22 protein-coding genes are annotated in these 24,430 nt (G+C 69.4%); 9 read left to right on the top strand and 13 right to left on the bottom strand.

Features of this window, described 5'->3' with window-relative positions; translation table 11 throughout:
* Nucleotides 1–154: 154 nt before the first annotated feature.
* Genes ACU5E9_RS11990 through ACU5E9_RS11970 form a run of 5 tightly spaced genes read left to right on the top strand, consistent with a single transcriptional unit; the run spans nucleotide 155 to nucleotide 5,518 of the window.
* On the top strand, nucleotides 155–1,816 hold the full coding sequence (locus ACU5E9_RS11990; RefSeq protein WP_456810145.1) for an ABC transporter substrate-binding protein: 1,662 nt from the start codon (nucleotides 155–157) through the stop codon (nucleotides 1,814–1,816).
* A 55-nt stretch (nucleotides 1,817–1,871) separates the two neighbouring features.
* A complete protein-coding gene (locus ACU5E9_RS11985; RefSeq protein WP_456810144.1) occupies nucleotides 1,872–2,747 on the top strand; it encodes an ABC transporter ATP-binding protein in 876 nt (291 codons plus the stop codon).
* Nucleotides 2,744–3,541: an ABC transporter ATP-binding protein gene (locus tag ACU5E9_RS11980; protein ID WP_456810143.1), complete on the top strand. Its 798-nt coding sequence runs from the start codon at nucleotides 2,744–2,746 to the stop codon at nucleotides 3,539–3,541. Before ACU5E9_RS11985 ends, ACU5E9_RS11980 begins: the two co-directional genes overlap by 4 nt.
* A gap of 25 nt (nucleotides 3,542–3,566) precedes the next feature.
* Nucleotides 3,567–4,577, top strand: coding sequence for an ABC transporter permease (locus ACU5E9_RS11975; RefSeq protein ID WP_456810142.1), 1,011 nt, complete (start codon nucleotides 3,567–3,569; stop codon nucleotides 4,575–4,577).
* A complete protein-coding gene (locus ACU5E9_RS11970) occupies nucleotides 4,574–5,518 on the top strand; it encodes an ABC transporter permease (RefSeq protein WP_456810141.1) in 945 nt (314 codons plus the stop codon). Before ACU5E9_RS11975 ends, ACU5E9_RS11970 begins: the two co-directional genes overlap by 4 nt.
* Nucleotides 5,519–5,539: 21 nt before the next feature.
* Here the strand turns inward: ACU5E9_RS11970 and ACU5E9_RS11965 are convergent, their stop codons facing one another.
* The 3 genes from ACU5E9_RS11965 to ACU5E9_RS11955 all read right to left on the bottom strand — a co-directional run bounded on the left by ACU5E9_RS11965 (nucleotide 5,540) and on the right by ACU5E9_RS11955 (nucleotide 7,468).
* On the bottom strand, nucleotides 5,540–6,157 hold the full coding sequence (locus tag ACU5E9_RS11965) for a hypothetical protein (protein ID WP_456810140.1): 618 nt from the start codon (nucleotides 6,155–6,157) through the stop codon (nucleotides 5,540–5,542).
* A 109-nt stretch (nucleotides 6,158–6,266) separates the two neighbouring features.
* Nucleotides 6,267–6,830 carry a GrpB family protein gene (locus ACU5E9_RS11960; RefSeq protein ID WP_456810139.1) on the bottom strand — a complete coding sequence of 188 codons (564 nt, stop codon included), beginning with the start codon at nucleotides 6,828–6,830 and terminating at the stop codon, nucleotides 6,267–6,269.
* A gap of 53 nt (nucleotides 6,831–6,883) precedes the next feature.
* A complete protein-coding gene (locus ACU5E9_RS11955) occupies nucleotides 6,884–7,468 on the bottom strand; it encodes a TetR/AcrR family transcriptional regulator (protein ID WP_456810138.1) in 585 nt (194 codons plus the stop codon).
* 180 nt (nucleotides 7,469–7,648) lie between these two features.
* On the opposite strand from ACU5E9_RS11955, the gene ACU5E9_RS11950 reads away from it, so the two are divergent.
* Nucleotides 7,649–8,269 carry an NADPH-dependent F420 reductase gene (locus ACU5E9_RS11950; RefSeq protein ID WP_456810137.1) on the top strand — a complete coding sequence of 207 codons (621 nt, stop codon included), beginning with the start codon at nucleotides 7,649–7,651 and terminating at the stop codon, nucleotides 8,267–8,269.
* Between the two features lie 92 nt (nucleotides 8,270–8,361).
* Nucleotides 8,362–9,132, top strand: coding sequence for a hypothetical protein (locus ACU5E9_RS11945; protein WP_456810136.1), 771 nt, complete (start codon nucleotides 8,362–8,364; stop codon nucleotides 9,130–9,132).
* A gap of 58 nt (nucleotides 9,133–9,190) precedes the next feature.
* Here ACU5E9_RS11945 and ACU5E9_RS11940 read toward each other — a convergent pair whose 3' ends face one another.
* Nucleotides 9,191–10,483: an NtaA/DmoA family FMN-dependent monooxygenase gene (locus tag ACU5E9_RS11940; protein ID WP_456810135.1), complete on the bottom strand. Its 1,293-nt coding sequence runs from the start codon at nucleotides 10,481–10,483 to the stop codon at nucleotides 9,191–9,193.
* A 299-nt stretch (nucleotides 10,484–10,782) separates the two neighbouring features.
* On the opposite strand from ACU5E9_RS11940, the gene ACU5E9_RS11935 reads away from it, so the two are divergent.
* On the top strand, nucleotides 10,783–11,157 hold the full coding sequence (locus ACU5E9_RS11935) for a cupin domain-containing protein (RefSeq protein WP_456810134.1): 375 nt from the start codon (nucleotides 10,783–10,785) through the stop codon (nucleotides 11,155–11,157).
* Nucleotides 11,158–11,238: 81 nt separating this feature from the next.
* Here ACU5E9_RS11935 and ACU5E9_RS11930 read toward each other — a convergent pair whose 3' ends face one another.
* From ACU5E9_RS11930 to ACU5E9_RS11920, 3 genes are all read right to left on the bottom strand, one after another.
* The gene (locus tag ACU5E9_RS11930; RefSeq protein WP_456810133.1) at nucleotides 11,239–11,739 is read right to left on the bottom strand and encodes a glutathione peroxidase; all 501 of its coding nucleotides are present in this window, start codon (nucleotides 11,737–11,739) and stop codon (nucleotides 11,239–11,241) included.
* 141 nt (nucleotides 11,740–11,880) lie between these two features.
* Nucleotides 11,881–12,729 carry a DUF1206 domain-containing protein gene (locus ACU5E9_RS11925; RefSeq protein WP_456810132.1) on the bottom strand — a complete coding sequence of 283 codons (849 nt, stop codon included), beginning with the start codon at nucleotides 12,727–12,729 and terminating at the stop codon, nucleotides 11,881–11,883.
* A 7-nt stretch (nucleotides 12,730–12,736) separates the two neighbouring features.
* Nucleotides 12,737–16,111 (bottom strand): DEAD/DEAH box helicase, encoded by a 3,375-nt coding sequence (locus tag ACU5E9_RS11920; protein WP_456810131.1) that lies wholly within the window; start codon nucleotides 16,109–16,111, stop codon nucleotides 12,737–12,739.
* 114 nt (nucleotides 16,112–16,225) lie between these two features.
* Here ACU5E9_RS11920 and ACU5E9_RS11915 point away from each other — a divergent pair, with 114 nt between their 5' ends.
* Complete coding sequence (locus ACU5E9_RS11915; protein WP_456810130.1) at nucleotides 16,226–17,395, top strand: class I SAM-dependent methyltransferase; 1,170 nt, start codon at nucleotides 16,226–16,228, stop codon at nucleotides 17,393–17,395.
* A gap of 114 nt (nucleotides 17,396–17,509) precedes the next feature.
* On the opposite strand, the gene ACU5E9_RS11910 is transcribed toward ACU5E9_RS11915, so the two are convergent.
* From ACU5E9_RS11910 to ACU5E9_RS11885, 6 genes are all read right to left on the bottom strand, one after another.
* On the bottom strand, nucleotides 17,510–18,127 hold the full coding sequence (locus ACU5E9_RS11910) for a histidine phosphatase family protein (RefSeq protein WP_456810129.1): 618 nt from the start codon (nucleotides 18,125–18,127) through the stop codon (nucleotides 17,510–17,512).
* Between the two features lie 47 nt (nucleotides 18,128–18,174).
* The gene (locus ACU5E9_RS11905; RefSeq protein ID WP_456810128.1) at nucleotides 18,175–19,494 is read right to left on the bottom strand and encodes a glycosyltransferase 87 family protein; all 1,320 of its coding nucleotides are present in this window, start codon (nucleotides 19,492–19,494) and stop codon (nucleotides 18,175–18,177) included.
* 165 nt (nucleotides 19,495–19,659) lie between these two features.
* Nucleotides 19,660–20,517, bottom strand: coding sequence for a formyltetrahydrofolate deformylase (gene purU / locus ACU5E9_RS11900; protein ID WP_456810127.1), 858 nt, complete (start codon nucleotides 20,515–20,517; stop codon nucleotides 19,660–19,662).
* Entirely contained in the window at nucleotides 20,517–21,146 is a 630-nt protein-coding gene (locus tag ACU5E9_RS11895; protein ID WP_456810126.1) for a sarcosine oxidase subunit gamma, read from the bottom strand. The genes purU and ACU5E9_RS11895 overlap by 1 nt, the downstream gene beginning before the upstream one ends.
* The gene (locus ACU5E9_RS11890) at nucleotides 21,139–24,108 is read right to left on the bottom strand and encodes a 2Fe-2S iron-sulfur cluster-binding protein (RefSeq protein ID WP_456810125.1); all 2,970 of its coding nucleotides are present in this window, start codon (nucleotides 24,106–24,108) and stop codon (nucleotides 21,139–21,141) included. The genes ACU5E9_RS11895 and ACU5E9_RS11890 overlap by 8 nt, the downstream gene beginning before the upstream one ends.
* Nucleotides 24,105–24,428 (bottom strand): sarcosine oxidase subunit delta, encoded by a 324-nt coding sequence (locus tag ACU5E9_RS11885; protein WP_456810124.1) that lies wholly within the window; start codon nucleotides 24,426–24,428, stop codon nucleotides 24,105–24,107. The genes ACU5E9_RS11890 and ACU5E9_RS11885 overlap by 4 nt, the downstream gene beginning before the upstream one ends.
* Between the last annotated feature and the right edge of the window lie 2 nt (nucleotides 24,429–24,430).

Here is a 24,430-nt window from a genome sequence, read left to right as displayed (position 1 = left end):
GTAACACACGTCCCTCAGGCTGTTGGAATACCAACCGCACCGTCGGAATTAGGACCTCGACACCCTGCCCGACGCGGCACCACCCACATCATCGTGTTCCTTCATCGTGCCAGCGACACGACTCTTCCGCCCGCCTTGAAATTGGAGTTCCGTCATGTCCCCGAAGTCCCGTTCCTCCCGCAGCCGGAGGGTCATCACCCTCACGGCGGCGTTTGCCGCTGCAGCCGTCGCGCTCAGCGGATGCTCCAACCTCGGCCCGGCAGCATCCACTGAAACGTCGGGCTCCAGCACCGTCGTCGAGGTCGTGCCGGCCCTGTCGACGCAGATGAGCTACGACACCAGCTACGCGATCACGACCTCCTACTACTCGACGTTCGACATGCTGAACGCCGGATTGATCCGCAAGGCCTACGTGGACGGCGACCAGGCCGGCACCCAGGTTCAGGACCAGTACAACTTCGAAGGTCTCCTCGCCGAGAGCTACGACGTCAGCGAGGACGGGTTGGTTTACACCTTCAAGCTGCGCGACGGTGTGATGAGCGAGCACGGCAACGAGCTCACCGCCGACGACGTGGTGTGGTCCTTCCAGCGCAAGTTCGGCGCTACCACGAGCATCCTGCCCTACATCGGCAAGCCCGGCCTCGTGAGCGCCGACCAGTTCACCGCGGTCGATGAGAGCACCGTGCAGCTCACGCTCACGAACGCGGCCTACGGCTTCACCGTGCTGTCGATCCTCGCCGGCGCATCCGGCAGCATCTACGACGCGACCTTCCTCAAGGAGAACGTGGCAGCCGACGACGAGTGGGCGACGACGTTCACCTCCGGTCGCTTCGACTTCGGCTTCGGCCCGTACCGGGTCGAGAGCGTCGACGCCGCGAGCGAGATGGTGTTCGTTGCGAACCCGGACTACGCGCTCGGCGAGCCGGAGATCACCAAGGTCATCCAGCGGGTCGTCCCCGACGCGGGCAACCGCGCCCAGGCGCTCAAGTCCGGCGACGCCGACATCGCGCTCGGCCTGTTGCCGAGTGACCAGAAGGAGCTCGCCGAGGATGAGAACGTGCTGGTGCCGACCAAGTCGCGCAACGGGTACCTGATGCTCTCGCTGAACACCACCCTCGAGCCGTTCACCGACCTCGCCGTGCGCAAGGCCTTCGCGGTCGCGATCGACTACGACCAGATCGTAGACGGGGTCTTCCAGGGCCGTGCGGAGAAGAACAACGCCATGCTGCCGGCGGATGCCCCCGGGCACTCCGACGAGGATCTTCCGGAGTGGGAGTACGACCCCACCGCGGCCAAGGCAGCGCTTGAAGCGGCCGGCCACACCGAGCAGATTCCGGTGACCCTCTCGGTCGCCTCCGAGGACAAGACCCTGGTCGACTCCGCCGTCGCGATCAAGAGCGCCGCCGCGGACGCCGGGTTCGACGTGACCGTGGAATCTGTGCCGGCCACACAGCTGCAGGAGAAGGCCAGCACCGGCCAGACCCAGCTGGTGCTCTCCAAGAGCGAATCGGTAACCCTGTCCCCGCCGTACATGCTCGGCCTCCTGACCACCCCCGGGTCGTCGTCGAACTACGCTCGCTGGTCCGACCAGACCTTCCAGGACCTCGTCACGGCCGGCTCGGCATTCGCCGACCCGCTCAGCGACGAAGCCGGTGTGGCCTGGAACGCTGCCGAGAGCTACTGGCTCGCCGAGCAGGTGCCGAACATCTTCATCGGCCAGGTCTCCGAGGACTCGGCCGTGAGCTCCAGCCTCGACGGCTGGACCTGGCGCACCGACCACGCGGTCGACGTGTCGGCAATGACCCTCGCCGACTGAGCCTGACCCACCCCACCCCCTCCCGACTCACCCCGAACGACACGAAAGGACAGCCATGGCCATCACACAGATGCCGAGCGCATCCGGACCCCTGGTCGACGTGCAAGACCTGTCGATCCGCTACCAGGGCACCACGGCCCCCGCGGTCGACCGGGTTTCGCTCACCGTCGCCCCTGGAGAAACCGTCGCTGTCGTGGGTGAGTCGGGGTCGGGCAAGTCCACCCTGGCGTGGGGCATCGCCGGCCTCATCACCAACCCCGCCACCTCGGTGGACGCCACCGCGCTGCGCTTCGACGGGCACCCCGTCGAGCGCGGCGCGGGGGCCGTGCTCCCCGCTCACGTGCCGGGGATCAGCATGATGTTCCAGGACGCGAGCACCTCGCTCGACGCCCTGTGGACGGTCGGCGACCAGCTGACCGCGGTGCTCCGCGACACCTTCAGACTCTCCAAGCGCGCCGCGCTGGTCGAGGCCCGCGACTGGCTGCACCGGGTCGGGCTCACCGACGATGACCGGGTGCTTCGGGCGCGGCCGTACGAACTCTCCGGCGGGATGCGCCAGCGCGTGATGCTCGCGATCGCCCTCGCCTCCGCCCCGCGCCTGCTGATCGCGGATGAACCCACCAGCGCGCTGGACGCCTCGCTGTCCCGGCTGTCGATGGAGCTCATGACCGAGCTCGGTCGCGAGCTCGGCACGGCGCTGCTGATCGTGAGCCACGACATCGCCATGTGCACCGAGTTCTCGGATCGCATCGTGGTCATGTACAAAGGCCGCATTGTTGACGGTGGCCAGTCGCGCACCTTCGCGCAGACGGCGGTGCACCCGTACGCCCGCGGCCTGCTCGCCTGCATCCCCACCTTCGAGCACCTCGACGATGAGCGGCTGCCCACGCTCGAGGACTTCCTTACCGGAACCGGCGAGGTCGCAGCATGAGCGCCGGCCTGGTCCTGACGGGCGTCGTGAAGCGGTTCGGTTCGAGCCGGCACCCGCACACCGCCGTCGACAACATCGATGACAGCTTCTCACCCGGCCAGACCGTCGGAGTGATCGGCCAGTCCGGGTCGGGCAAGTCCACCCTCGGGCGGATGCTCTGCGGGCTCGAGACGGCCAGTTCGGGCTCGATCACCTGGAACGGGGAGGAGATCGCCGACATCCGCCGCTCCCGGACGAAGCTGAGCGAATTCCGTCGTGACCTGCAGATGATCGGCCAGGACACCACGTCATCGTTCGACCCGCGCCGGTCCCTCCGCGAATCGATCATGTTCCCGGCGATGCACCTGCTGGGCCTGTCGGCGAAGGATGCCTGGCAGCGCACCGATGAGACGCTGCTCAAGCTCGGCCTCGACCCGGCCATGGCGAACCGCCCGCCGGCATCCGTGTCGGGTGGCCAGCGGCAGCGGTTCTCGATCGCCCGGGCGCTGATCGTGGAGCCGTCGATGCTGATCTGCGACGAGGTGGTCTCTGCCCTCGACGTTTCGGTACAGGGCAGCATCCTGAACTTCCTCAAGCAGTACGTGCGCGAACGCGGCGCCGGGATCGTTTTCATCTCCCACGGCCTGCCCGCCACCGCGTTCGTCTCCGACGAACTGCGGGTCATGTACCAGGGTCGGTTCGTGGAGCAGGGTCTCACCCGCGACGTCGTCGGTTCGCCCGCCCACCCGTACACCCGCGAACTCCTCGCCGGGTACAACGACGCCGCTTCGACCGGGGAGGCCCGAATTGCTTGACCGACTTCGCCATCAGCGCTGGTGGATGACCCGCCTCGCGCTCCTGCCGCTGCACTTGGCCGTGTTCACCCTGGTCACGTTCGTGATCCTGCGGCTCGTGCCGGGTGATCCGATCATCTCGGTGCTGGGCCCGAACTACACGCAGGAAGCGTACGACCTGATGCAGAAGAGCCTCGGGCTCGACGGCTCGGTCTGGCACCAGCTCGGCAACTACTTCGCCAACCTGTTCCAGCTCAAGCTCGGCACCTCGATCCAGACCGGTGCCAGCGTGGCGACGGAGCTGGCGGAGCTGTTGCCCAGCACCATCGAACTCGCCGTGCAGGGTCTGCTCGTGACCGTCATCGTGTCGGCCGTGTTCGGTCACATCGCCGTGTTCCACCCGCGCACCTGGGTCGCGAAGATCGTGACCGCGTACGCCAGGGCCGCCGGTGCACTGCCGGAGTTCGTGCTCGCGGTCGCCGGGCTGTTCCTCTTCTACACGGTGCTGCACTGGGCCCCCGCGCCCCTCGGCCGGCTCTCCACCGACCTGCCGCAGGAGGTGACGATCACGGGTTTCCCGTTCCTCGACACCATCATCCAGGCCTACTGGCCCGGCACCCTCTCGATGGCGGCGCACCTGTTCATCCCCATCCTGGTGCTCACCGCCGCACAGTCGGCGGTGGTCATCCGCATCCTCGTCTCGAGCCTGCAGGATGCCGTCGAGGACCCCGCCACCCACTTCAGGCTGTCGACCGGCGCGAGCCGTCGTACCGTGCTCAAGAGCATCTACCGCCGCGCGGCTCCGCCCGTCGTGACAATGGTCGGGCAGATGTTCGGCTACCTCGTCGGCGGCGCGATCGTGCTCGAGACCCTCTTCGGCTTCGCCGGGGTCGGCCAGTACGCCGTCAAGGCGGTGCAGACCAACGACTACCCGGCCATGCAGGGCTTCCTCCTCGTCATTGCCGGACTCACCCTGGTCGTGTACCTGCTCGTGGACCTGGTCACCATGCTCATCGATCCCCGGCGCCGCCCGGGAGGAACCGGAGAAGCCGCATGACCGCTCCCACCCAGACCAGCCCGGCCCGCACCAGCCCGGCCCCGGTCGGCCGGCGTGCTGCCGCCGGGCGTCTCCCGCGGCGGAAGATCAGGATCCTTCCCCTCATTCCGGCGGGGATCATCGTCCTGGTGGCGATCGTCGCGCCGTTCTTCGCGCCGTACGCTCCCGACCGCGTCACCGGCCCGGCATCGGAGGCGCCGTCACTCGCGCACTTCTTCGGCACCGACAGCGCCGGGCTCGACATCTTCTCCCGCGTCATCTGGGGCACCCGCTACGACCTCACGATCGCGATCGCGGCGGCACTGCTCTGCACGGTCATCGGAATCGCCGCCGGGCTCGTTCTCGGCAGCAATGAACACGCCCAGGGGCTGGCCGGGCTGGCCGCTCGCTCCGGAACGCGGACCTTCGACCTCATCCAGGCGGTCCCCGGCCTCTTGATCGGCCTGGTCGTGGTGTCGTTCTTCGGCGCCTCGATCCCGTCGCTCACCGTGGCCATGGCGCTCGTGCTCGCCCCGGTGCAGATGAGGCTGGTGCGGGTGGAGGTGCTCCGGGTTCGGGGGGAGGCCTACCTCGACGCGGCGCGGATGTCCGGCCAGAGCGAGGCGCGCCTGCTCGTGCGCCATGTGCTGCCGAACTCGATCTGGGCGGCGCTGGAGAACATGGCCTACCTCTTCGCCACCAGCATCCTGCTCACCGCCTCGCTCGGCTTCGTCGGTGTGGGCCTGCAGCCGCCGACGCCGGAGTGGGGAACGATGCTCTCCGGCGGAACCAACGACGCCCTGAGCGGTCGCTGGTGGGCGGCGGCCTTCCCCGCCGCCGCGATCATGGTGACGGTGTGGGCGTTCGCCACGGCGTCACACGCCCTCTTCGGCCGGCTGCCCGCGTCGGCCTCGGTCGCCGCCACCGCGCCGGTCCTCCGCGAGGACCCGGCAGCGGCCTGATCCGTTTCGCCAGAGCACCCCCTACCGGTGGATCGAGGTGGCCGCTGTGCCTGGCCCGAAAATCTTCTCATCGATCTGAATTGAGAACGGTGACTCGACATCCGCCGCGTGGATCAACCTGGTCGACTCGTGGATCACCCGGGTCGCATCCGGGCTGCCCTCATCGGCAATCCGGATGACGCCAATCACGCCGACACCGAAGTCTGGTCGCTCACCGATCATCGGGAAGGGAACATCCTCGGGCCAGGTGGCGTGCAGGTCAGCGACGAGCTGGTCGGCCGCTGCGGTGTATTCAGCATCGGTGAACCCGGCATGCTCAATGATCCGCGCCGGCTGCCCCGTTGAGTTGACCGCATCCAGGACCGCGGGTACCGCGTCATCGGCGAAACCGATGACGGGCTTATGTTCGCTGTCGAAGTAGAAGAATGCGTAGTCATCTGGGAACGACTCCAAGACTGGACCCACAGCCGTGGCGAATTCTTCGTTCGGAATGGCTGCGATTTCGATTTCGGCAGTCGTGAGTTGGTCGGCAGTCGAGGCCGCGGTCGGCTCAATGCCCGCAGCGGAAGCTGCCGCGCAACCGGACAACGCGAGTGCCGTCAGTGCAGCGACGACTACCCAGGAAGCGGATTTCTTCATTGTTGCGAACTCCAACCCCGTCGCTAGAGGCGTGTATCAACGAATGTCCGGCGCGGTCTCCGGGGTTCCGCCTCATCCAGTCAGGCTGGTTCGCCTTCGACTCAGCACCCTACCCGCGGGCAGCTCTCGCTCGCGCTTTGATCGCGAGAATGACGTCGGTCTTGGCGTCCGCGTAGGCGTTCATGTCGTCCCATCGGCTGTGGAGCAACGACCTCTTGGTGCTTTCGTAGAGGGCGCGATCGTCCGCGTTGGAACGCAGCCAATCCCGGAGGAGCAGGTAGTCGACCACCGCAGGGTCGCCCTGCTGATAGATATGCACGTGAACGTCGCGGGTCGGCGTGCGCACCAGACGATGCCCTGGCTCGCGGGTTCTCAATTCATACCCGGCGGCCAGCAGCGCGTCGAGGTAGTCCTCTTCGGCGGTGATGTCGTCGACGGTGACCACGATGTCGATAATCGGTTTCGCCGCCAGCCCGGGGACGGCGGTGGAGCCGATGTGCTCGACGCCGACGGTCGCCGACACGAGAGCGGTCAGGATGCGGCGCCGGTGCTCCAGGTAGAGGTCGGGCCACCGCTCGTCATAGCTGTGGAGCTCGAGCCTGAGTGGTTCGGTGCCGCCCACCAGCTCTACCGTCGCGACGTCCGGCCGGCGCGCGCTGCTGTTTTTCTTCACCGGAACATCCTCGCATCCGGGCCTGCCGGCCACGACACGACGCCGAAGTGAACCTACGCGGCTGGGTCCGCTGTGGTGGGGATGGCGTTGTCGACGAGGACCGCTGCGATGGCGGCGGCGGTCGCGAAGGTGTCGGTGTTGAGGACTCGGCTGCGGGCCGAGGCGCCGTCCAGGAGCAGCGCCAATTGCTCGCCGAGCTGTTCGGGGTCGGTGGCGCCGGCCTCGCGGGCGGTGTTGATGAGCCGGGCGGCAAAGTCCTGTTTGTAGGTGCGGGCGTATTCGCGCGCAGGATGGCCCGGGTCCTGGATCTCGACGGCCGCCCCGATGAACGGGCACAGGGGCGAGTGGATGTCGAAGATGGCGAGGAGTCGTTCGCGGGCGGCGAGGTCGGTGCGGTCGAAGACCTCGGGGAGGATGTCGGGATCGAATCGGCGCAGGTACTCGGCGATGACCTCGTCCTTGCCGGCGAAGTGCTGGTAGAGCGTCCGCTTGGACACTCCGGCCACGGCGCAGAGCTGGTCCATGCCGGTGCTGTTGATGCCTTGATCGGGGAACAACTGTTGCGATGCGCTGAGGATGCGCTCGCGTGCGCCCCTGCCGCGGCGCAGGCCTTGCGGCCCCTTTTCCAACTCCGTCATCTGCCCAGTCTAGCCGCCTTCGGTACCGATCGGTGTGCATAACTTGCGCCCGGCGGCCCCGGCCGATACGTTACGTACGCAGATCGGTGTACATAGATCGCACGATCTGCCATCGTCGCCGGCGAACCCTGCCAGCACGCCCGCACGACCAACTGATCCAAAGACAAGGGAACTCACGCCATGACCACCATCAGCATCATCGGTTCGGGCAACATGGCCACCGCCATCGGCACCCGCGCGGCCAAGCACGGCCACACCATCGAACTCATGAGCCGCAACACCGCCACGGCTCAGGCGCTTGCCGACCAGATCGGCCACGGGGCCACCGTCGGCACGTTCGGTGCACGGCCGGCGGGTGACATCGTCATCGTCGCCGTCCTCTACGAAGGCGCCGTCGACGTCGTCGCGCACTACGGCGATGCGCTGGCCGGGAAGACCCTCGTCGACATCACCAACTCGTTCAACGCCGACGGAACGGGACTTGTGACCACCCCGGGCAACTCGGTGTCGCAGCAGATCGCCGCGGTCGCCCCCGAGGGCGCCCACGTCGTGAAGGCGTTCAACACGATCCTTGGCGGCGTCCTTGCTGAAGACAAGCCCGTGGACGTGTTCTTCGCCGGCGGCAGCGCCGAGGCGAAGGCACGTTTCGCGGCGTTCGTGGAGAGCCTGGGCATGCAGCCCCTCGACGCCGGGGGGCTCGAGATGACCCACGCCCTTGAGTGGGCCGGCATCCTCCTGGTGGGCCTGGCCCGCAACGGCGCCGGCTTCGACATCGCCCTGGGCGCCGGGGTCCTCCGGTAATCCGCGGCGACGGGAACCCATCCGCTCGCTCCGGACACTCTCTAATAACGAACGAATCAGGCGGACGTTAATCAGCCAAGAGGAGGGCCCGGATGAAGAGGACTGTGTCCTGTCTCCTGGGCGTCGCGCTGACGACGCTCGCCGTGGCTGGATGCGCGGCGTCCGTTGCCGATCCGGCGCCGGGTAGCGCACCGACCCCCTCGGTTGCCGGTGACGGTTACCTGTGCGGCGGATTGCCGATCTCGCGGGACGCCGTGGAGGCGCGAATACCGCTCAGCGCCATTGGTGAACGGGGGCGGATCGCGCTCGCGGAGGCGGTGTGGGACGACGGCAGCCCGATCGACCTTCCGCCGGAGGAGGACTGGTACGTGGCGACGACGACGGACGACCTCGTTGGCGTCATGCGCGACGTGGACGTGGTGGAGGATCCGGCGTACGGCGGAATCGTCCCCGACCATGAGGTGCAGACGGTCGCCTGGGTGGACGACGCGACGAATCTCACGCCCGGATGGTACGGGGCGTCGAGCGGGGCGTGTGCGCTGACCGTGGACCTGGGTGACCTGACTGTCCCCGCGATCGAGCTCCAGACACCGCCGGACGCCCTGTCGCAGGAGTTGCATCTTCTCGTGACTGAGGAGACCTGCAATTCGGGCGACGATGCGGAGGGACGGATCGAAATCGTGAGCCTCGAGGAGAGCGACGACCGGGTGAGCCTGGTGCTGGGAGTGCGGCCGCGCGGCGGCATCAACGCCTGCCCGTCCAACCCCGCGACGCCGTTCACGGTCACCCTGTCCCAACCGCTCGGCGAGCGGGAGGTCGTCGACGCGGGACTCGCCGATCCGCGACTGCTGACGACGAACTGACAACACAAACGACAACGGCCCCGCTGCCGGAGGGCAGCGGGGCCGGGAACGTCCGGACCTAGAAGGCGAACAGGTTCTCGCGGAAGGTGTCGAATTCGTACCCGTCCCGGATCAGGCCGCGCTTGCGCAGCTCGGGGGCGAGTCCGTCGCAGACCTCGGTGATGTTCTTGCGGGTGACGGGCAGTGCGATGAGGAACCCGTCGCCGCCGGCTTCCTGCATGACCTCGTCCATCTTGGCCGCGACGGTGGCGGGGGAGCCCCACATGTCTACGGACTCGGTGCCGCGGCGCTGGCCGGCCAGGGCATCCCGCAGGATCTTGCCCTTCGAGGCCTTGATGAAGTCATCCACCACGCTCTGATGGCCGTTGTGCTGGCCGGTGATGTCCGGGATCTCGGCGTCCAGGTCGAACTTGGACCAGTCCAGGCCCGAGATGTACGACATGCGCATCAGGGCGGCGTCGACCGCGCCGGCGGCGACGGTGTCGCGGCGGCGGCGGCGCTCGTCGGCCTCCTCGTCGGTGTCGGCCAGGATGGGGTCGACCAGGAACATGATCTTCACATCGGAGGGGTCGCGGCCCTCCAGGATCATCCGCGCGTGCACGTCTTCGCGGTACTTGCGCATGGCCTCGGGGCCATCGACCGACGCGAGGATCGTGTCGGCGTGCTTGGCGCCGAAGGCCATGCCGGCCGGTGAGCCGCCCGCCTGGCAGATGATCGGATGTCCCTGCGGCGACGGCACCGTGTTCAGCGGGCCGCGGGTGCGGTAGTACTTGCCCTCGAAGTTGGCGTGGTGCACCTTGCTCGGGTCGGCGAAGGTGTTGGTGGCTTCGTCGAGCAGGAGCGAGCCGGGCTCCCAGGTGTCCCAGAGGGACTTGACGGCGCGCACCCACTCATCCGCCATCAGGTAGCGCTCGTCGTGCTCGAAGTGCTTCTCGTAGCCGTAGTTCTGGGCCGCGGCGTCGGGGGAGGCGGTGACGAGGTTCACGCCGACCCGGCCGTTGGTGAGGTGGTCGAGGGTGTTGAACAGGCGCGCCGCCAGGAACGGGGGATAGAACGTCGTCGCGGCGGTGGCGATGATGCCCAGATGCTTCGTGCGCTCCGCCAGCAGCGGGATGAGCGGCATCGGGTCCATTCGCACGATGCCGGCTCGGAGGGACTCGTCGAGCGTGCCACGGTAGGTGTCGGGGATGACGGAGGAGTCCTCCATCATCATGTAATCGAAACCGGCCCGCTCCAGGGACGTCGCCATGTCGATGAAGAGTTGGGGATTCGCGATGTCCTTTCCTGCGTTGCCGGACCATTGCTTGTTCCATCCGTAGGAGCCGAAGCCCATACCGAGGAACCATCCCATGTGAAACACTGTGGTGCCTTCCTGCCTGCGTTCGGTACGTGTGGTGGAGTCGCACGGAACACGAGCCCACCCGGACAGCGATCGAACGTTCCGATCACCTGTGAGTAGTCGAACAGCGGCGCATTTCGCCTCAGTGCCGTGTTTGTCACCGGGAGATTACGCCGGGGCGAAGCCAGGGTTCGGGCGGGGCTATCAGCCGCCGCACACCGGGTTTACGCTGGCTCGGTCACAGGCCGGGCACGACAGTGGGCCGCGTGCCGGAGCCTCCTCGATCGGCCCATCAGAGCTGGGAGGGACCCATGTCCACCGTCACGCACACCCTGCAGGTGAAATCGCATTCCTCGCCCGACGAACGCCGCGCGCCCGAGAAGACACTGCTGGAACTCGTGCACCTGGACGAGTTCTCGATCGGGCGCATGACCATGCAACCCGGCTGGACCTGGGAGGACGACATCAAGCCGGTCGTGCACACCCATTCCTGCCAGCTGCTGCATGTGGGGTACTGCATCTCGGGCAAGCTCGAAACGACCCTCGAGGACGGCACCAGCGCGAGCATCGAGCCCGGCGACTCGTACCTGATCCCGCCCGGGCACAACGCCCGCGTGATCGGCGACGAACCGTACGTGGCGATCGAGATGCACAGCGCCGCGTCCTACGGCGTGATGCCGTCGTAAACCCTGCAACTGTGCCCGTTCCGGACAATTGCACCCGGTGTGCCGGGACCATTTGTCCGGACGGGGAACAGTTAGCGGCTGTTAGGCGGCGGAGGGGACCTCGGCGAGGCCGGACTCGATCGCCGCGATCACCTCGGGGGAATCCGGCAGGGTGGTGGGGCGGAACCGGTTGATGGAGCCCGAGGGGGAGATGACGAACTTCTCGAAGTTCCACTTCACCTTGCCGGCCTTGCCCGCACCATCCGGCGTCTGGGTGAGCTCGGCGTAGAGCGGATGCTGCGAGCCGCCGTTCACCTTCGTCTTCTCCATCAGCGGGAAGGTGACGCCATAGGTGGTGGAGCAGAACTCCTGGATCTTCTCGCTGGACCCGGTCTCACCGAGGGCGAACTGGTTGCAGGGGAAGCCGAGCACCGTGAAGCCCTGGTCGGCGTAGGTGCGCTGCAGCTGCTCGAGGGTCTCGTACTGCGGGGTGAGGCCGCAGCGGGAGGCGACGTTGACAACGAGCACGACCTTGTCGGCGTACTCGGCCAGCGAAGTGGTGGAGCCGTCGGCGGCGGTGAGGGGAATCTCGCGAATGTTCATGCCCACAGATTACTTCGAAATCGAAGCAGTCTGGCGGCTGCGCACCCAACTCCCAGCCTTTGCGCGACCGAGGGGCTAACTGTTGCCAATGCGGACATTTGCGCCCGGTGTGCCGGGACCAAATGTCCGGACGGGGAACAGTTAGTGCCGCAGGAACGCCGCCCGGGCCACGAGGTAGAGCCCGAACGCGATGAGGCCGGCGGCGACGATGTTCAGCAGCACCGGGCCGGACTGCAGGGTGAGCAGGTAACGCAACCCGGCGTCGAGGCCACCCACCCAGCGGGAGTCGGCGAACACCGCGGCGGCGACCAGCAGCCCGCCGGTGACCAGGAAAGCGACACCTTTCGCGGTGTGGCCGAAGACCCCCAGGGTAAGCACGATCACCTTAGTGGGACCCCACAGGTAACGCAGCTCCTCGCGGAAGTTGCGGCGCACCCCGCGCCAGACCAGGCCGCCGCCGATGATGCCCACCGTGGTGCCGACCGCGAGGAGCAGAAACAACCCGATCGGGCTCTCCACAATGGCGGCGTCGGCGCGGCGCACGCTCTCCGCGCCGCCCGCGCGGGCGCCGAGCGCCACCCAGAACGTGACGGTGCCCAGCAGGGCGAAGCCGAGCGCCTTGCCGACGTTGAGCGAGCGCCGGAACACCAGGATGCGCCGGTTGGGCGCGACGCTGAACGCGGCGTTGGTGCCCTGCCAGAGGGCCAGGCCCCACAGCGCCACGGTCGACAGCCAGAGCACGGCGAGGCCGCCCGGGCGAGTGGCGATGGCGCTGAGCGCGCCGAGCTGGTCGGCCTCGCCGGCCCCGCCGTTCGCAATCTGCAGGCCGATCCCGCCGATCAGGGCGTGCACGAGGCCGTTGGCGAGCAGCCCGATCCGGGCGGAGGCGCGCACCGACCGGTTGCGGTGCGCGCGTTGCGCGGCCTGCTTCATCCGCTCGCGGGCGTCGCCCGGCCGGTCCGCCTCGGAGGGGGCGGGCGTGTCTGTCACGGGCGGGCTACTCGAGCAGTTCGCGGATGTCGGAGGCGGTGAGCCCCTGGCCGGTGCCGCGGGTGGCGCCGTCGGTCATCACGCTGTCGAACAGCTTGGCCTTGACGGCCTTGAGCGCCATCACCTTCTCTTCGATGGTGTCGGTGGCCACGAGCCGGTAGACCATCACGTTCTTGGTCTGGCCGATCCGGTGCGCCCGGTCGACGGCCTGCGCCTCGGCGGCGGGGTTCCACCACGGGTCGAGCAGGATGCAGTAGTCCGCCTCGGTGAGGTTGAGGCCGAACCCACCCGCCTTCAGGCTGATCAGGAACACCGAGGTGTCACCGTTCTTGAAGTCGTCGATCGCTGCGGCACGGTTGCGGGTGCGGCCGTCCAGGTAGGAGTAGCTCACGCCGGCACCGTCGAGGCGGGCACGCACCTTGGCAAGGTAGCCGGTGAACTGGCTGAAGATCAGGGTGCGGTGCCCCTCGGCCACCACGTCCTCGAGTAGCTCCATCAGCACGTCGAGCTTGCTCGACGGGATGTCGGAGTACTTGTCGTCGTACAGCGACGCATCCAGGCTGAGCTGGCGCAGCATGGTGATTGACCGGAAGATCTCGAACCGGTTCTGGTTGAGGTCGCCGAGCAGGCCGAGCACCTTCTGCCGCTCGCGTTGCAGGTGCATCTGGTACACCCGGCGGTGACGCGGGTGCAGGTCGAGCTGCAGCACCTGCTCCTGCTTGGCGGGCAGGTCGCTGGCCACCTGGTCCTTGGTGCGGCGCAGCATGAAGGGGCGGATGCGCCGGCGCAGCTGGCTGAGCCGCTCATTGTCGGCCTGGGTCTCGATGGGCCGCTGGTAGTACTCGGAGAAGCGGGCGGCGTTGGGGAACAGGCCCGGCGCGGTGATGGAGAGCAGGCTCCACAGCTCCATCAGGTTGTTCTCCAGCGGGGTGCCGGTGATGGCGAGCTTGAACGGGGCCCGCAGCCGCTTGGCGCACTGGTGCGCCCGGGACTTGTGGTTCTTCACGAACTGCGCCTCGTCGAGGAGCAGGCCGGCCCAGCTGACGGCGTCGTACTCGTCGAAGTCGAGCCGGAACAGCGTGTATGAGGTGATCACGACATCCGCCGTCGCCACGGCGTGGCCGAGCGAGGCGCCGCGCTTGGCGGTGGTCTCGGTGATCGCGGCGACCGACAGGCTGGGCGCGAACCGGGCGCACTCGGTGGCCCAGTTGTGCACGACGCTGGTGGGCGCCACGACGAGGAACGGCTTCTTGTCGGTCTGCCGCTCGCGGGCGTCGACGATGAGGGCAATGGCCTGCAGGGTCTTGCCCAAGCCCATGTCGTCGGCGAGCACGCCGCCGAGGCCGGTGTCGTGCAGGAAGCCGAGCCAGTCGTACCCGGTCTGCTGGTATGGGCGGAGGGAAGCGTTCACAGCGGCCGGCAACGGCCGGGTGGCGATCTCGGCACCGTCGGCGAGGCCGGCGAGGGTGTCTCGCCAGGCGGCGGCTTCGGCCTCGGCGGTGCCGAGGTCCTGCAGTTCCTCCCAGAGGTCGGACTGGGTGCGGTTGATGCGCAGGGAGTCGTTCGGGGAGTCCTGCAGCCCGCGGGCCTCCTCGATGAGGCGGCGCAGCTGCTGCAGCTCCGGCCGGTCGAGGCTGAAGTAGGTGCCGTCGGGCAGGATCATCAGTTCCTGGCCGGTGGCCAGTGCCCGGAAGACCTCGTCGAAGGGTACGTCGTCACCGTCGACGGTGACCCGCACCGACAGGTCGAACCAGTCCCGGCTCTCGGAGCGGGCTGAGGTGGCGAAGGTGAGCAGGGGCGGTGCGGCCGCCTCCCGGTACTCGGGGGCGTCGCCGACGAACTGCACCAGGATGTCGTCCGCCGCCTCGAGCACGGGCAGTACGGCCTCGAGGAACTCGATCATGCGGGCGCCGTCGAGGGTGGCGTCGGCGCGGAGCAGGCCGGGGGAGTCCGGTGCCCCGGCGATGGTGGGGGCCGGGGCGGGCTGGCCCGGCAGCTCTGCGGCGAACAAGGCGGGCAGGTGAGCGGGGAACGACTGGAATATGCCGGTAACGGCATGAAGGATGCGGGCCTCGTCGGCGGCGTCCCGGTAGCCGGCCGGGGCGTCGCTGGTGGCCGGACCGCGGAGCGGCGCAATGGCGGGTTCACCGGAGCCGCCGGCACCGCCGGTGTAGTGCCAGTCCCAGTGCAGGGTGATGCGGGCATCCGCCTGGGCGATGATCGACAGCGCCAGCACCGGGCGGGCGGTGTCGGGCAGGTCGAAGGACTCGTCGGTGCTGGTGAGCGAGAGCTGGCCGCGCAGGAACGGGTAGAAGTCGGCGAGGAAGACGCTCTCTTCGTCGGCCGGCACGGTGATGGGGGTGTGCGCGGAGGCGAGCACGCGCAGGTCGCGGCCGACCTGCCGGGCCAGCGGGGCGATGGTGAGGCGCAGGTCGGCGGTGTCGGCGGCCCAGGTGAACAGGCCGTGCGCGGGGTCGCCGATGTAGCCCAGGGCGCTGCGGTCCAGGGCCCGGCCGTCCAGCGAGATGGTGGGGAACAGGGTGAGGCCGTTCTCGTCGCGCTTGATGTCAAGGGAGAGTTCGGCCGGTTCCGCGGAAACGAGCACCGGGTCCTGACCCGGGGTGGTGCCGATGAACGGGATCCCGGCCTCCTGGGCCTCGCCGAGCAGGCCCCACAGCGCGCGGTTGGCGAAGCCGTCCAGATGCAGCCACGGGTCGGTGGTCACGTGGTAGCGCTGCCCGGAGGAGTACAGCTCGAAGATGGCAGTGAGCACCCTCAGCTGGGCCCGGTTGAGCATCCCGCGCGAGTAGGCCAGGTTGTCCCAGGTGAGGTTGCCGCGGATCCACTTGCCCTTCTTGCCGCGCACCATCGGCCGCACGCCCAGTCGGGCGAGGGAGATGGTGGGAGTGGGCAGGCGTGCCGCGCGCGGCGGGGGCAGCAGTTCGAACTGCAGGGCGAGGGCGGTGCCCGTGGTGGGTTCGGACTCCGGGGCGCGGGTGAGCGGGGCCAGCGCGCTCTGCCAGGTGGCCGGGGCGGCGGTGCGGGCGCGCTGGGCCTCGGCCGTGTGCGGCGCGCGGGCCAGGTCGGCGGCGGTGGACCGGCTGGCCAGCAGCAGTGCGACGACGTGCTTGCAGTTCAGGCCCACCGGGCAGCTGCAGGTGCCGGATGCGCGCACGACCGTGCCGCTGGCATCCTGCTGGAACGTGACGGTGACGTCGTAGGGCCGCGCCTGGGTTCCACCGACCGTGCCGAGCAGCCGGCTACCGCCGAGTTGCCAGGTTTGGTCCTCGACCCGGCCCTCCTTGGCATACCGAACCCCGCGCGAGTACGCCTGCGGCCCGACGAGGCGGGCGATCTGCAGGTCGCTGAGGTTGTGGGCCATAGGGTTGCGGTTTCCGTGTCGGTTCGGTGAGCAGGGGTCTCTTATTGTCCCACGCCGCGGCGGGGCTCCCGAGCCGCTCGAGTTCCCGGCCGTCGTGGCGACTATTCTGAGCGGATGCCTGAATTTCCGTTCGAGCGCCTGCGACGCCGGCCCGATGTCGAGGCGGCGAACCTCTTCGCCGTCGACGCGAGCGACCGCCTGATCCTCGATGAGGCCGCCGCGTCGCTGGCCGGCGCCGGCCCGGGCGAGGTCGTGGTGCTCGAAGACCACTACGGTGCCCTGACCCTCGCGGCGGCCGCGCAGCTGGGCGACCGGCTCGGCGCGCCCGCAGGCATCCGGGTGTACCAGGACGGCCTCTCCGGGCAGCATGCCCTGGACCTGAACGCGGCCGACCTCGCGGGCACGGATCCCGACCTCGCCGACCTGGCCGGGGCGTACCGGCACGTTTCGCTGGGTGCGGAGCTGTTCAGCGGCGCCCGGCTGGTGCTGATGCAGCTGCCCCGCAGCCTGGCCGCGCTCGACGAACTGGCCGGCGCCATCGCCCGGCATGCCGCCCCGGACGTGACCGTGATCGCCGGCGGCCGGATCAAGCACATGAGCGTGGCGATGAACGAGGTCCTGCGCCGGCACTTCGGTGGCGTGTTCGTGAGCCAGGCCCGGCAGAAGTCACGGGCACTCCTGGCGACGCAGCCGATCCGGCCGGCGTCGGCGGAGTCCGACTGGCCGCGGTCGGTGGAACACGCCGACCTCGCCCTCACGGTCTGCGCCCACGGCGCCGCGTTCGCGGGCACCACCATCGACATCGGCACCCGCTACCTGCTCGACTTTCTCGACCGGATGAAGCCGGACGCCGTCGACGCGATCGACCTGGGCTGCGGCACCGGGGTGCTCGCGGCCAAGCTGGCCCTGGCCCGCCCGGCCCTGCGGGTGCTGGCGACCGACCAGTCCGCCGCCGCGGTGGCGTCGGCGGCGGCGACCATGCGGGCCAACGGGGTGGCCGACCGGGTGCGGGTGCTGCGCGACGACGCCCTGAGTGCGCAGCCGGATGCGTCGGCCGGGCTGATCCTGCTGAACCCGCCGTTCCACATCGGCTCGTCGGTGCACGCCGGGATCGCCCTGAAGCTGTTCGAGGACGCCGCCCGGGTGCTGCGCCCCGGCGGCGAACTCTGGACCGTGTGGAACACTCACCTGGGCTACCGCCCGGCGCTGACCCGCATCGTCGGCCAGACCCACCAGGTGGGCCGCAACACCAAGTTCACGGTCACGGTCTCGTCCCGCCGCTAGGCACGCAGCATCGCAACTGTTCCCGAATCGGACAATTGCACCCGGTGTGCCGGGACCAATTGTCCGCAGGGGGAACAGTTAGCGGACGGGACGGGGTCCGGGTCCGGGGAACGGCTAGAGGGCGGCGAGGGCCCCGGCGTCGAGGGTGTCGGCGTCGAGCAGCTCGTTGTTGATCACCGTGGCGGTCCAGCCGGATTCCGGGTTGTACTGCACGACCGACATGGCGGCGTTGGTGATCGGCGGGATGTCCCGCTCGAGCGCCGCCATCAGGCTGAGCCGGATGAGCGTGCCGTGGCACACGACGATGATGCGGGCGCCCGGGTAGTCCTCGGCGAGCTCGCGCAGCGCGCCCAGGCCGCGGCCCGACACGCTGTCCTCGGCTTCGGCGCCGCGGAACGAGCCGTAGCTGCCATCCACCCGCAACGCGTCGAGCTTGGGGCCGGCGGAGAGTCCCTCGGCCGGGCCATAGTTGCGCTCGACCAGCCCGGGCAGGTGCCGGATCACTTCGAGCTCGAGGTCGACCGCGATGATGTCGGCGGTCTCGGCCGCCCGCGACAGCGGCGACGCGACCACGAAGTCCCACTCGTACTGCGACAGCGGCGCCACGGCCTCCGTCGCCTGACCGCGCCCGACATCGTTCAGTGGCACGTCGGTTGCCCCCTGAATGCGCCCGGCGGCGTTCCAGTCGGTCTGGCCGTGGCGGACGAGGGCGAAGGTCGTTGTAGCAGTCACTTGTCCATTCTGCCTTGTATCGGCTGGGAACCGGCCTGTCGCATCCGTCACCGGGCGGCCACGCCCGCGCCGGCGGTGCGCCGGCCGAGCGGGGCGGATGCCCGCGCGCCGCGCCGGGCCATGCGCCAGAGGCCGGCCACCGACCAGCCGAGCAGCACGACGAGGAGCCCGTTGCGCAGGGTGAGGAGCAGCACGGCACCCGGGTCGCCGTGCACCAGTGGCAGGTAGAACACCGGGAAGACCAGGGTGGTGAGCAGGCCGATGCCGACGGTGAGATACGCCGCAACCCGCCAGTGCGCCCAGTCGTGGGCGATGCCGACGGTCACGACCGGGGCGATCCACAGCATGTACTGCGGGGACCCCACCTTGTTGAACACGACGAAGACCGTCACCAGCGCCAGTGCGCCCAGCAGCATCAGCTGGGCCTGGTCGCGGCTGCGGCGGAGCGCCACGAGCATCACCACGAAGATGCCCGCGACGGCCAGGAACATCAGCGGCGTCATCGCTGCCGCCACGACACCGGCGCCCGGCCCGCTCACCTCGCGGGTGGCGATCGCCTGGTTCTGGTAGATCGTGGTGCCGTGCTGGCCCATCGCCGCCAACCACACCCACGGGGTCGTCACCGGCGCCTCCAACTGCAACGCCCGGTCGGACTGCATGGTCACGAAGCCGGTGAGGTTGCGCAACCCGCCCGCCGCCCAGAGCATGACAGTGATGCCGGCCGTGATCACCGCCCCGGTGACAAGCACGCTCACCCGGCGGCGACTCGCGACCACGACCGCGAGCAGCACCGCGGCCGGCCACACCTTGATCCAGGTGGCCACGGAGAGCAGGGCCGCGGCGACCACCGGGCGCCGGGCCAGCAGCACCAGGCCCAGGATCACGATCGGGGCGCTGAGCCCCTCCAACCGCAGCAGGCCCACCGGGCTCAGCAGGAGGCTGACCAGCAACCAGAACCACGCCGCCGGGTAGCCGGCCCTGGCCCGGCCCCAATCGGTGAGGATGCCGACGGCCGCGACGTTGAGGCCCGCGGTCATCAGGAACCAGAGCAGTTGGTAGAGCAGCGGCCCGGCGACATCCGCCAGCACGATCGGCACGATCGCGCCGATGGGGTAGACCCACTGAACGTCCACGCCCTGCCATACGTGGTTCAGCAGCGCCTGCTCGGCCCAGACCCGGTACAGCGGCAGGTCGCCGAGCACCCGGCCGGTGAGGATGGTGGGCAGCAGGGCGAACAGGAAGAGCAGGTGCAGGCCGAGGAAGCCGAGCAACAGGGTGCGCGGGCTCCGCAGCCACTCCCGCCGGGCGGGGGTGAGGGCCGTGGTCAGGCGTTGATCGACATATTCGACGAAATAGGACACTGGCACGTCACTTTCAACCCAGTCACACCCGATGGAGCCGGCACGTGCGCCCGCACAGGGCGGGACAGTTGGGAGTGTACGAATCGAAAGTGAAAGCAAAACGACGAGAAGCTGTCCGGAAGGGGCGCGCGACTGAGAGTGCGTTCAGGGCGCGCCCGCCCGGGCGTCAGGTTAGCGCAGCACCACCGTGCGGTTGCCCCGCAGGAAGACCCGGCCCTCGCAGTGCCAGCGCACCGCGTTGGACAGCGCCTTGCATTCGGTGTCTCGGCCGGCGGCCACGAGGTCCTCCGGCCCGTAGGCGTGGTCCACCTCCACCACCTGCTGGGCGATGATGGGTCCCTCGTCCAGCTCGCCGCTCACGTAGTGCGCGGTGGCGCCGACGGTCTTCACGCCCCGGGCATAGGCCTGGTGGTACGGCTTGGCACCCTTGAAGCTGGGCAGGAACGAGTGGTGGATGTTGATGGCCCGGCCGTCCAACCGGCGGGTGAGGTCGTCGCTGAGCACCTGCATGTAGCGGGCCAGCACCACCAGCTCCACGTCGAACTGCTCGACGAGCTCGACCAGCCGTGCCTCGGCGGCAGGCTTGGTGTCGGCGGTGACCGGCACGTGGAAGAACGGGATGCCGTGCCATTCGACGAGGGTCTGGTGGTCGGTGTGATTGGAGACCACCGCCACGATGTCCACCGGCAGCTCGCCGATCCGGGCCCGGAACAGCAGGTCGTTCAGGCAGTGGCCGAACTTGGACACCATGATCAGCACCTTGCGCTTGGCGCCGTGCGGCTCGATCCGCCAGGTCATGCCGTAGCGTTCGCCGATGCTGGGGAACGCCGCCGCGAGCCGGTCGGCGGCCGCGGCGTCGGCATCCGGTGAGAAGTGCACCCGCATGAAGAAGTGCCCGCCGGCGCGCTCGCCGTATTGCTGGATGTCGACGATGTCGCAGTCGTGCTCGAGCAGGAAACCGGACACGGCGTTCACGATGCCCTTCTGCTCCGGGCAATCGAGCGTGAGCACGTACTCCACGGCGGGCATCAGGCGACCCCGGCAGTGGCGTACTCGCGCATGCCGTCCAGCAGCCAGCGGCACAGGAAGTCCGCGAAGGAGGCGCGGGGCAGCAGCCGGTAGGTCTCGTCCGCGGTTTTCCAGAGGAGCACCGGGATGCCGCCGACCTCGGTCGAGACGGCCGTTTTGGGCGGGAGGACGCGGGGATGCAGGTCGAGGGAGCAGCCCTTCTCCAACACGTCCCTGGCGCGCGGGCCGGAGAGTTCGAAGGTGGTGCGGTTGGCGGAGAGGTCCACCACCTGGCCGGGGTCGTCGGCCAACGCGTCGACGAGCCTGTCGACCAGCTCGGGCGCATCGTCGTCGCCGGCCGGGGCGACCACGAGGAACTCGGTGGGGCCCAGCCACAGCACCGCCGTCTCGGCGGTGCCGCCCACCTGCCCAGAGCCCCGGGGCAGCTCACCGGTGACCGCGGCGATCCGCCGCCCGGCGTCGGCGCCCGGGTGCACCCGGATGCCCACCATGACCAGGAAGGGCAGTTCGGCCAGCCGGGCGCTGCCGGCCACCGAGCCGGACACACACGCATCCAAGAGGTGCGCCGCCGGGCTGCGCCGGAGGGGGGAAGTGATGCGCGGGTTCTCCAGCGCTGTGAGGTCAGCCATCCTTGCGGGTCCCTTCGGGGTCGAACAGCACGGTTTCGGCGATGACGACGTCGACCAGTTCGGTGCCCGCCACGGCCACGAGGGCCTCGCCGATCCGGTTGCGGCCGTTCTTGATCAGCGCCAGCGCGAACGAGCGGCCGAGCGCCGCACTGTCGTAACTGGAGGTCACGAATCCCTGCATCGGCACGGGTGCGGTCGAGGGATCCATGGGGATCCCCGGTTCCACCAGCTGGGTGCCCTCCGGCAGGCGGATGCTGCCGTCGACCGGCAGCACGCTCACCAGGTGCTTGCGGTCGGGGCTGCCGGCGCGGGCGCGCGCATACGACCGCTTGCCGATGAAGTCCTTGACCTTGGACACCACCCACTCCATCCCGGCGTCCTGTGGGGTGACGGTGCCGTCGGTGTCCTGGCCCACGATCGGGTAGCCCTTCTCGGCCCGCAGCACGTGCATAGTCTCGGTGCCGTACGGGGTGATGTCGAACTCCGCACCGGCGGCCGCGACCGCCTCCCAGGTGGCCAGCCCGTACCAGGAGGGCACGCTGATCTCGTAGGCGAGCTCCCCCGAGAAGGAGATCCGGCAGATGCGCGCCCGGATGCCCGAGGCCAGCACGGTGTCGCGCCAGGTCATGAACGGGAACGCGTCGGCCTCGAGCCCGCCGTCGGCCGCGAGGGCGGGCGCCATCCGGGCCAGGACCGCGCGGGACTTCGGTCCGACGACGGCGATCGTGGTCCACTGTTCGGTCACCGAGGTGAACCAGACGTCCAGGCCCGGCCATTCGGTCTGGTGCCACTCCTCGAGCCAGTCCAGTACCTTCGCGGCACCGCCGGTGGTGGTGGTCATCAGGAAGCGGTCCTCATCCAGCCGCAGGGTCACCCCGTCGTCGAAGATCATGCCGTCCGGGGTGCACATGACGCCGTAGCGGGCGGCTCCCGGCGCGAGTTTCTTGAACGCGTTGGTGTAGATGCGGTTGAGGAATTCGCCGGCGTCGGCGCCCCGGATCTCGATCTTGCCCAGGGTGGTGGCGTCCATGAACCCGACCGAGGTCCGCACGGCGGTAGTTTCCCGCAGCACCGCGGCGGCCATGTCCTCGCCGGCCCGGGGGTAGTACCACGGGCGCTTCCACTGGCCGACGTCCTCGAATTCGGCGCCGTTGGTCTCGTGCCACGGCTGGATCGAGGTCAGCCGGGCCGGGTCGAAGAGGGGTCCGCGCTGCCGGCCGGCCAGGGCGGCGAAGGCCACCGGGGTGAACGGGGCGCGGTAGGCGGTGGTGCCGATCTCGCCGATGCCGGCGGTGTCCCCGCCGCCGTGCCGGAGGGCCGCGGCGATGACCCCGATCGCGTTGACGCCGGAGGTCTTGCCCTGGTCGTTCGCGGTGCTGATGGAGGTGTAGCGCTTGACGTGTTCCACCGACCGCATGCCCGCCGTGGTGGAGCGGAGGACGTCGGCGACGGACTGGTCGCGCTGGAAGTCCACGAAGTGGTGGTGCCAGTCCGCCGGCCCGCCGGTCTGGCCCGGCACCAGCCAGAGCTGCCGGGTCGGGGCGGCAGCCCGGGGCGCCCCGTGTGCGGCGACGACGTCGTCCGGGCCGCTGCCGCCAGCGGATGAACCGGCCCGCGCGGCCGCCGCTGCGCCGGCGGTGAGCCCCTCGGCGACACAGTCGGCCAAGACGAAGCTGCCCCGGCCGGAGCCGGCCACCTGCTGGGCGGGAACGACGGTGGCGGGCACGAACGCGGCGAGCTCGTCATCCCAGCGCAGTCTGCCCTGCCGTTGGGAGTGCAGGTGCACCACGGGGGACCAGCCGCCCGAGACGGCCAGCAGGTCGCAGTCGAGCTCGTGCACCGCGGGGGTGAGCCCGTCGGCGGCGTCGAGGCCCCTGACCGTGACCCCGGTGAGCCGGTCGGTGCCGGTGGTGTCGGCCACCGCGCTGCCGAACAGCACCCGGATGCCTGCGGTGACGGCCGCCGCGGCCCGGTCGCTGGGCTGCTCCCTGGCGTCGACCACCGCCTCGACCGCGATGCCGGCGGCCGTGAGGTCGTCGGCCAGCGGGTAGGCGCTGTCGTTCGTGGTGGCGATCACCACCCGGGACCCGGCCGCGACGGCGTAGCGGTTGAGGTAGCTGCGCACCGCGGAGGCGAGCATGATGCCGGGCCGGTCGTTGTTGTCGAACACCAGCGGCCGTTCGTGCGCGCCGGGGGCCAGGACCACCTGCGCGGCCCGGATGTGCCAGATCCGCTGGCGGGAGACGCCGGGCGCCGCGGCTGCGGCCAGGTGATCGGTGCGGTTCTGCACGGCGATGACATAGTTGGCGTCATACGACCCGAACGCCGAGGTGCGAGTGAGCACCGTGCACTCGGCCGCGGACGCCAGTTCGGCTGCGACGTCGTCCACCCAGGCCAGCGCATCCCGGCCGTCGATGGTGTCGGCGAGGCCCGGCGCGGGGGAACCGGACAGCAGGCTGCCGCCGAGTTCGGGTTGGTCGTCGATGAGGATCACCCGGGCGCCGCCGCGCATCGCCTCCCGGGCGGCGGCCAGCCCGGCCGGGCCGCCGCCCACCACGAGGACGTCGGTGTGCACGTACTTCTTGTCGTACTCGGCCAGGTCCTCGGCCGGGTCCAGCCGTCCCAACCCAGTGAGCAGCTCGGCGGTGAGGCCCGGCACCAGCGATACGCAGGTGGCGGGGAGCATGGACTCGGCGACGTGGTCGGCAAAGCGCGGTTCGACCCGCAGCATGGCGTTGGGTTCCTCGACCCCGGCGGCCAGGATGCCCCGCGGCCGGTCTTCGTAGAGCGAGTTGCCGGCCCGGAGCCGGCCGTTGGCCAGCAGTGCGGAGGCCACGGTGTCACCGGGATGGCCGGTGTAGTCCTGGCCGTCGGCGGTGAACGCCCAGCTGACGCTGCGGTCGATCCGGCCGCCGGTGCCCAGGCGGGCGGGCTGCGGGTGGCGGGGCTCTGGCGTGGTCATCGCACTGCTCCTTCGGCCGCCGCGGGCAACGCGGTGGACGGGTCGGGGTTCACCGGGCGCGGTTCGCCCATCCGGTAGACGGCCTGGATGTCGTAACTTGCGGTGTCGCGCAGCATGTTGAACCACTGCCGGCAACCGGTGCTGTGCAGCCACCGTTCGGCGAACACGCCATGGGTGTTGTCACGGTAGAAGAGGTACTCGGCCCACTCGCGGTCGGTCAGCTCGGCGGGGTTCTCCGGGTAGGGCACGTGGGCCTGGCCGCCGTAGTGGAACTCGGTCTCGTTGCGGGGGCCGCAGTGGGGGCAGGGAATCAGCAGCATGG

Source organism: Cryobacterium sp. AP23, from assembly GCF_054075385.1.
The sequence above is the reverse complement of the archived record's forward strand: the minus strand, read 5'-3'. Positions and strand labels throughout refer to the sequence as shown.

What these genes read in the sequence shown, in the direction of transcription:
- ACU5E9_RS11920 (WP_456810131.1), bottom strand. Translation starts at nt 16,111, where the DNA reads ATGGCCCACAACCTCAGCGACCTGCAGATCGCCCGCCTCGTCGGGCCG.
- ACU5E9_RS11980 (WP_456810143.1), top strand. Translation starts at nt 2,744, where the DNA reads ATGAGCGCCGGCCTGGTCCTGACGGGCGTCGTGAAGCGGTTCGGTTCG.
- ACU5E9_RS11935 (WP_456810134.1), top strand. Translation starts at nt 10,783, where the DNA reads ATGTCCACCGTCACGCACACCCTGCAGGTGAAATCGCATTCCTCGCCC.
- ACU5E9_RS11895 (WP_456810126.1), bottom strand. Translation starts at nt 21,146, where the DNA reads ATGGCTGACCTCACAGCGCTGGAGAACCCGCGCATCACTTCCCCCCTC.
- ACU5E9_RS11990 (WP_456810145.1), top strand. Translation starts at nt 155, where the DNA reads ATGTCCCCGAAGTCCCGTTCCTCCCGCAGCCGGAGGGTCATCACCCTC.
- ACU5E9_RS11965 (WP_456810140.1), bottom strand. Translation starts at nt 6,157, where the DNA reads ATGAAGAAATCCGCTTCCTGGGTAGTCGTCGCTGCACTGACGGCACTC.
- ACU5E9_RS11950 (WP_456810137.1), top strand. Translation starts at nt 7,649, where the DNA reads ATGACCACCATCAGCATCATCGGTTCGGGCAACATGGCCACCGCCATC.
- ACU5E9_RS11970 (WP_456810141.1), top strand. Translation starts at nt 4,574, where the DNA reads ATGACCGCTCCCACCCAGACCAGCCCGGCCCGCACCAGCCCGGCCCCG.
- ACU5E9_RS11945 (WP_456810136.1), top strand. Translation starts at nt 8,362, where the DNA reads ATGAAGAGGACTGTGTCCTGTCTCCTGGGCGTCGCGCTGACGACGCTC.
- ACU5E9_RS11930 (WP_456810133.1), bottom strand. Translation starts at nt 11,739, where the DNA reads ATGAACATTCGCGAGATTCCCCTCACCGCCGCCGACGGCTCCACCACT.
- ACU5E9_RS11890 (WP_456810125.1), bottom strand. Translation starts at nt 24,108, where the DNA reads ATGACCACGCCAGAGCCCCGCCACCCGCAGCCCGCCCGCCTGGGCACC.
- ACU5E9_RS11940 (WP_456810135.1), bottom strand. Translation starts at nt 10,483, where the DNA reads ATGGGATGGTTCCTCGGTATGGGCTTCGGCTCCTACGGATGGAACAAG.
- purU (WP_456810127.1), bottom strand. Translation starts at nt 20,517, where the DNA reads ATGCCCGCCGTGGAGTACGTGCTCACGCTCGATTGCCCGGAGCAGAAG.
- ACU5E9_RS11975 (WP_456810142.1), top strand. Translation starts at nt 3,567, where the DNA reads ATGACCCGCCTCGCGCTCCTGCCGCTGCACTTGGCCGTGTTCACCCTG.
- ACU5E9_RS11885 (WP_456810124.1), bottom strand. Translation starts at nt 24,428, where the DNA reads ATGCTGCTGATTCCCTGCCCCCACTGCGGCCCCCGCAACGAGACCGAG.
- ACU5E9_RS11955 (WP_456810138.1), bottom strand. Translation starts at nt 7,468, where the DNA reads ATGACGGAGTTGGAAAAGGGGCCGCAAGGCCTGCGCCGCGGCAGGGGC.
- ACU5E9_RS11915 (WP_456810130.1), top strand. Translation starts at nt 16,226, where the DNA reads ATGCCTGAATTTCCGTTCGAGCGCCTGCGACGCCGGCCCGATGTCGAG.
- ACU5E9_RS11985 (WP_456810144.1), top strand. Translation starts at nt 1,872, where the DNA reads ATGGCCATCACACAGATGCCGAGCGCATCCGGACCCCTGGTCGACGTG.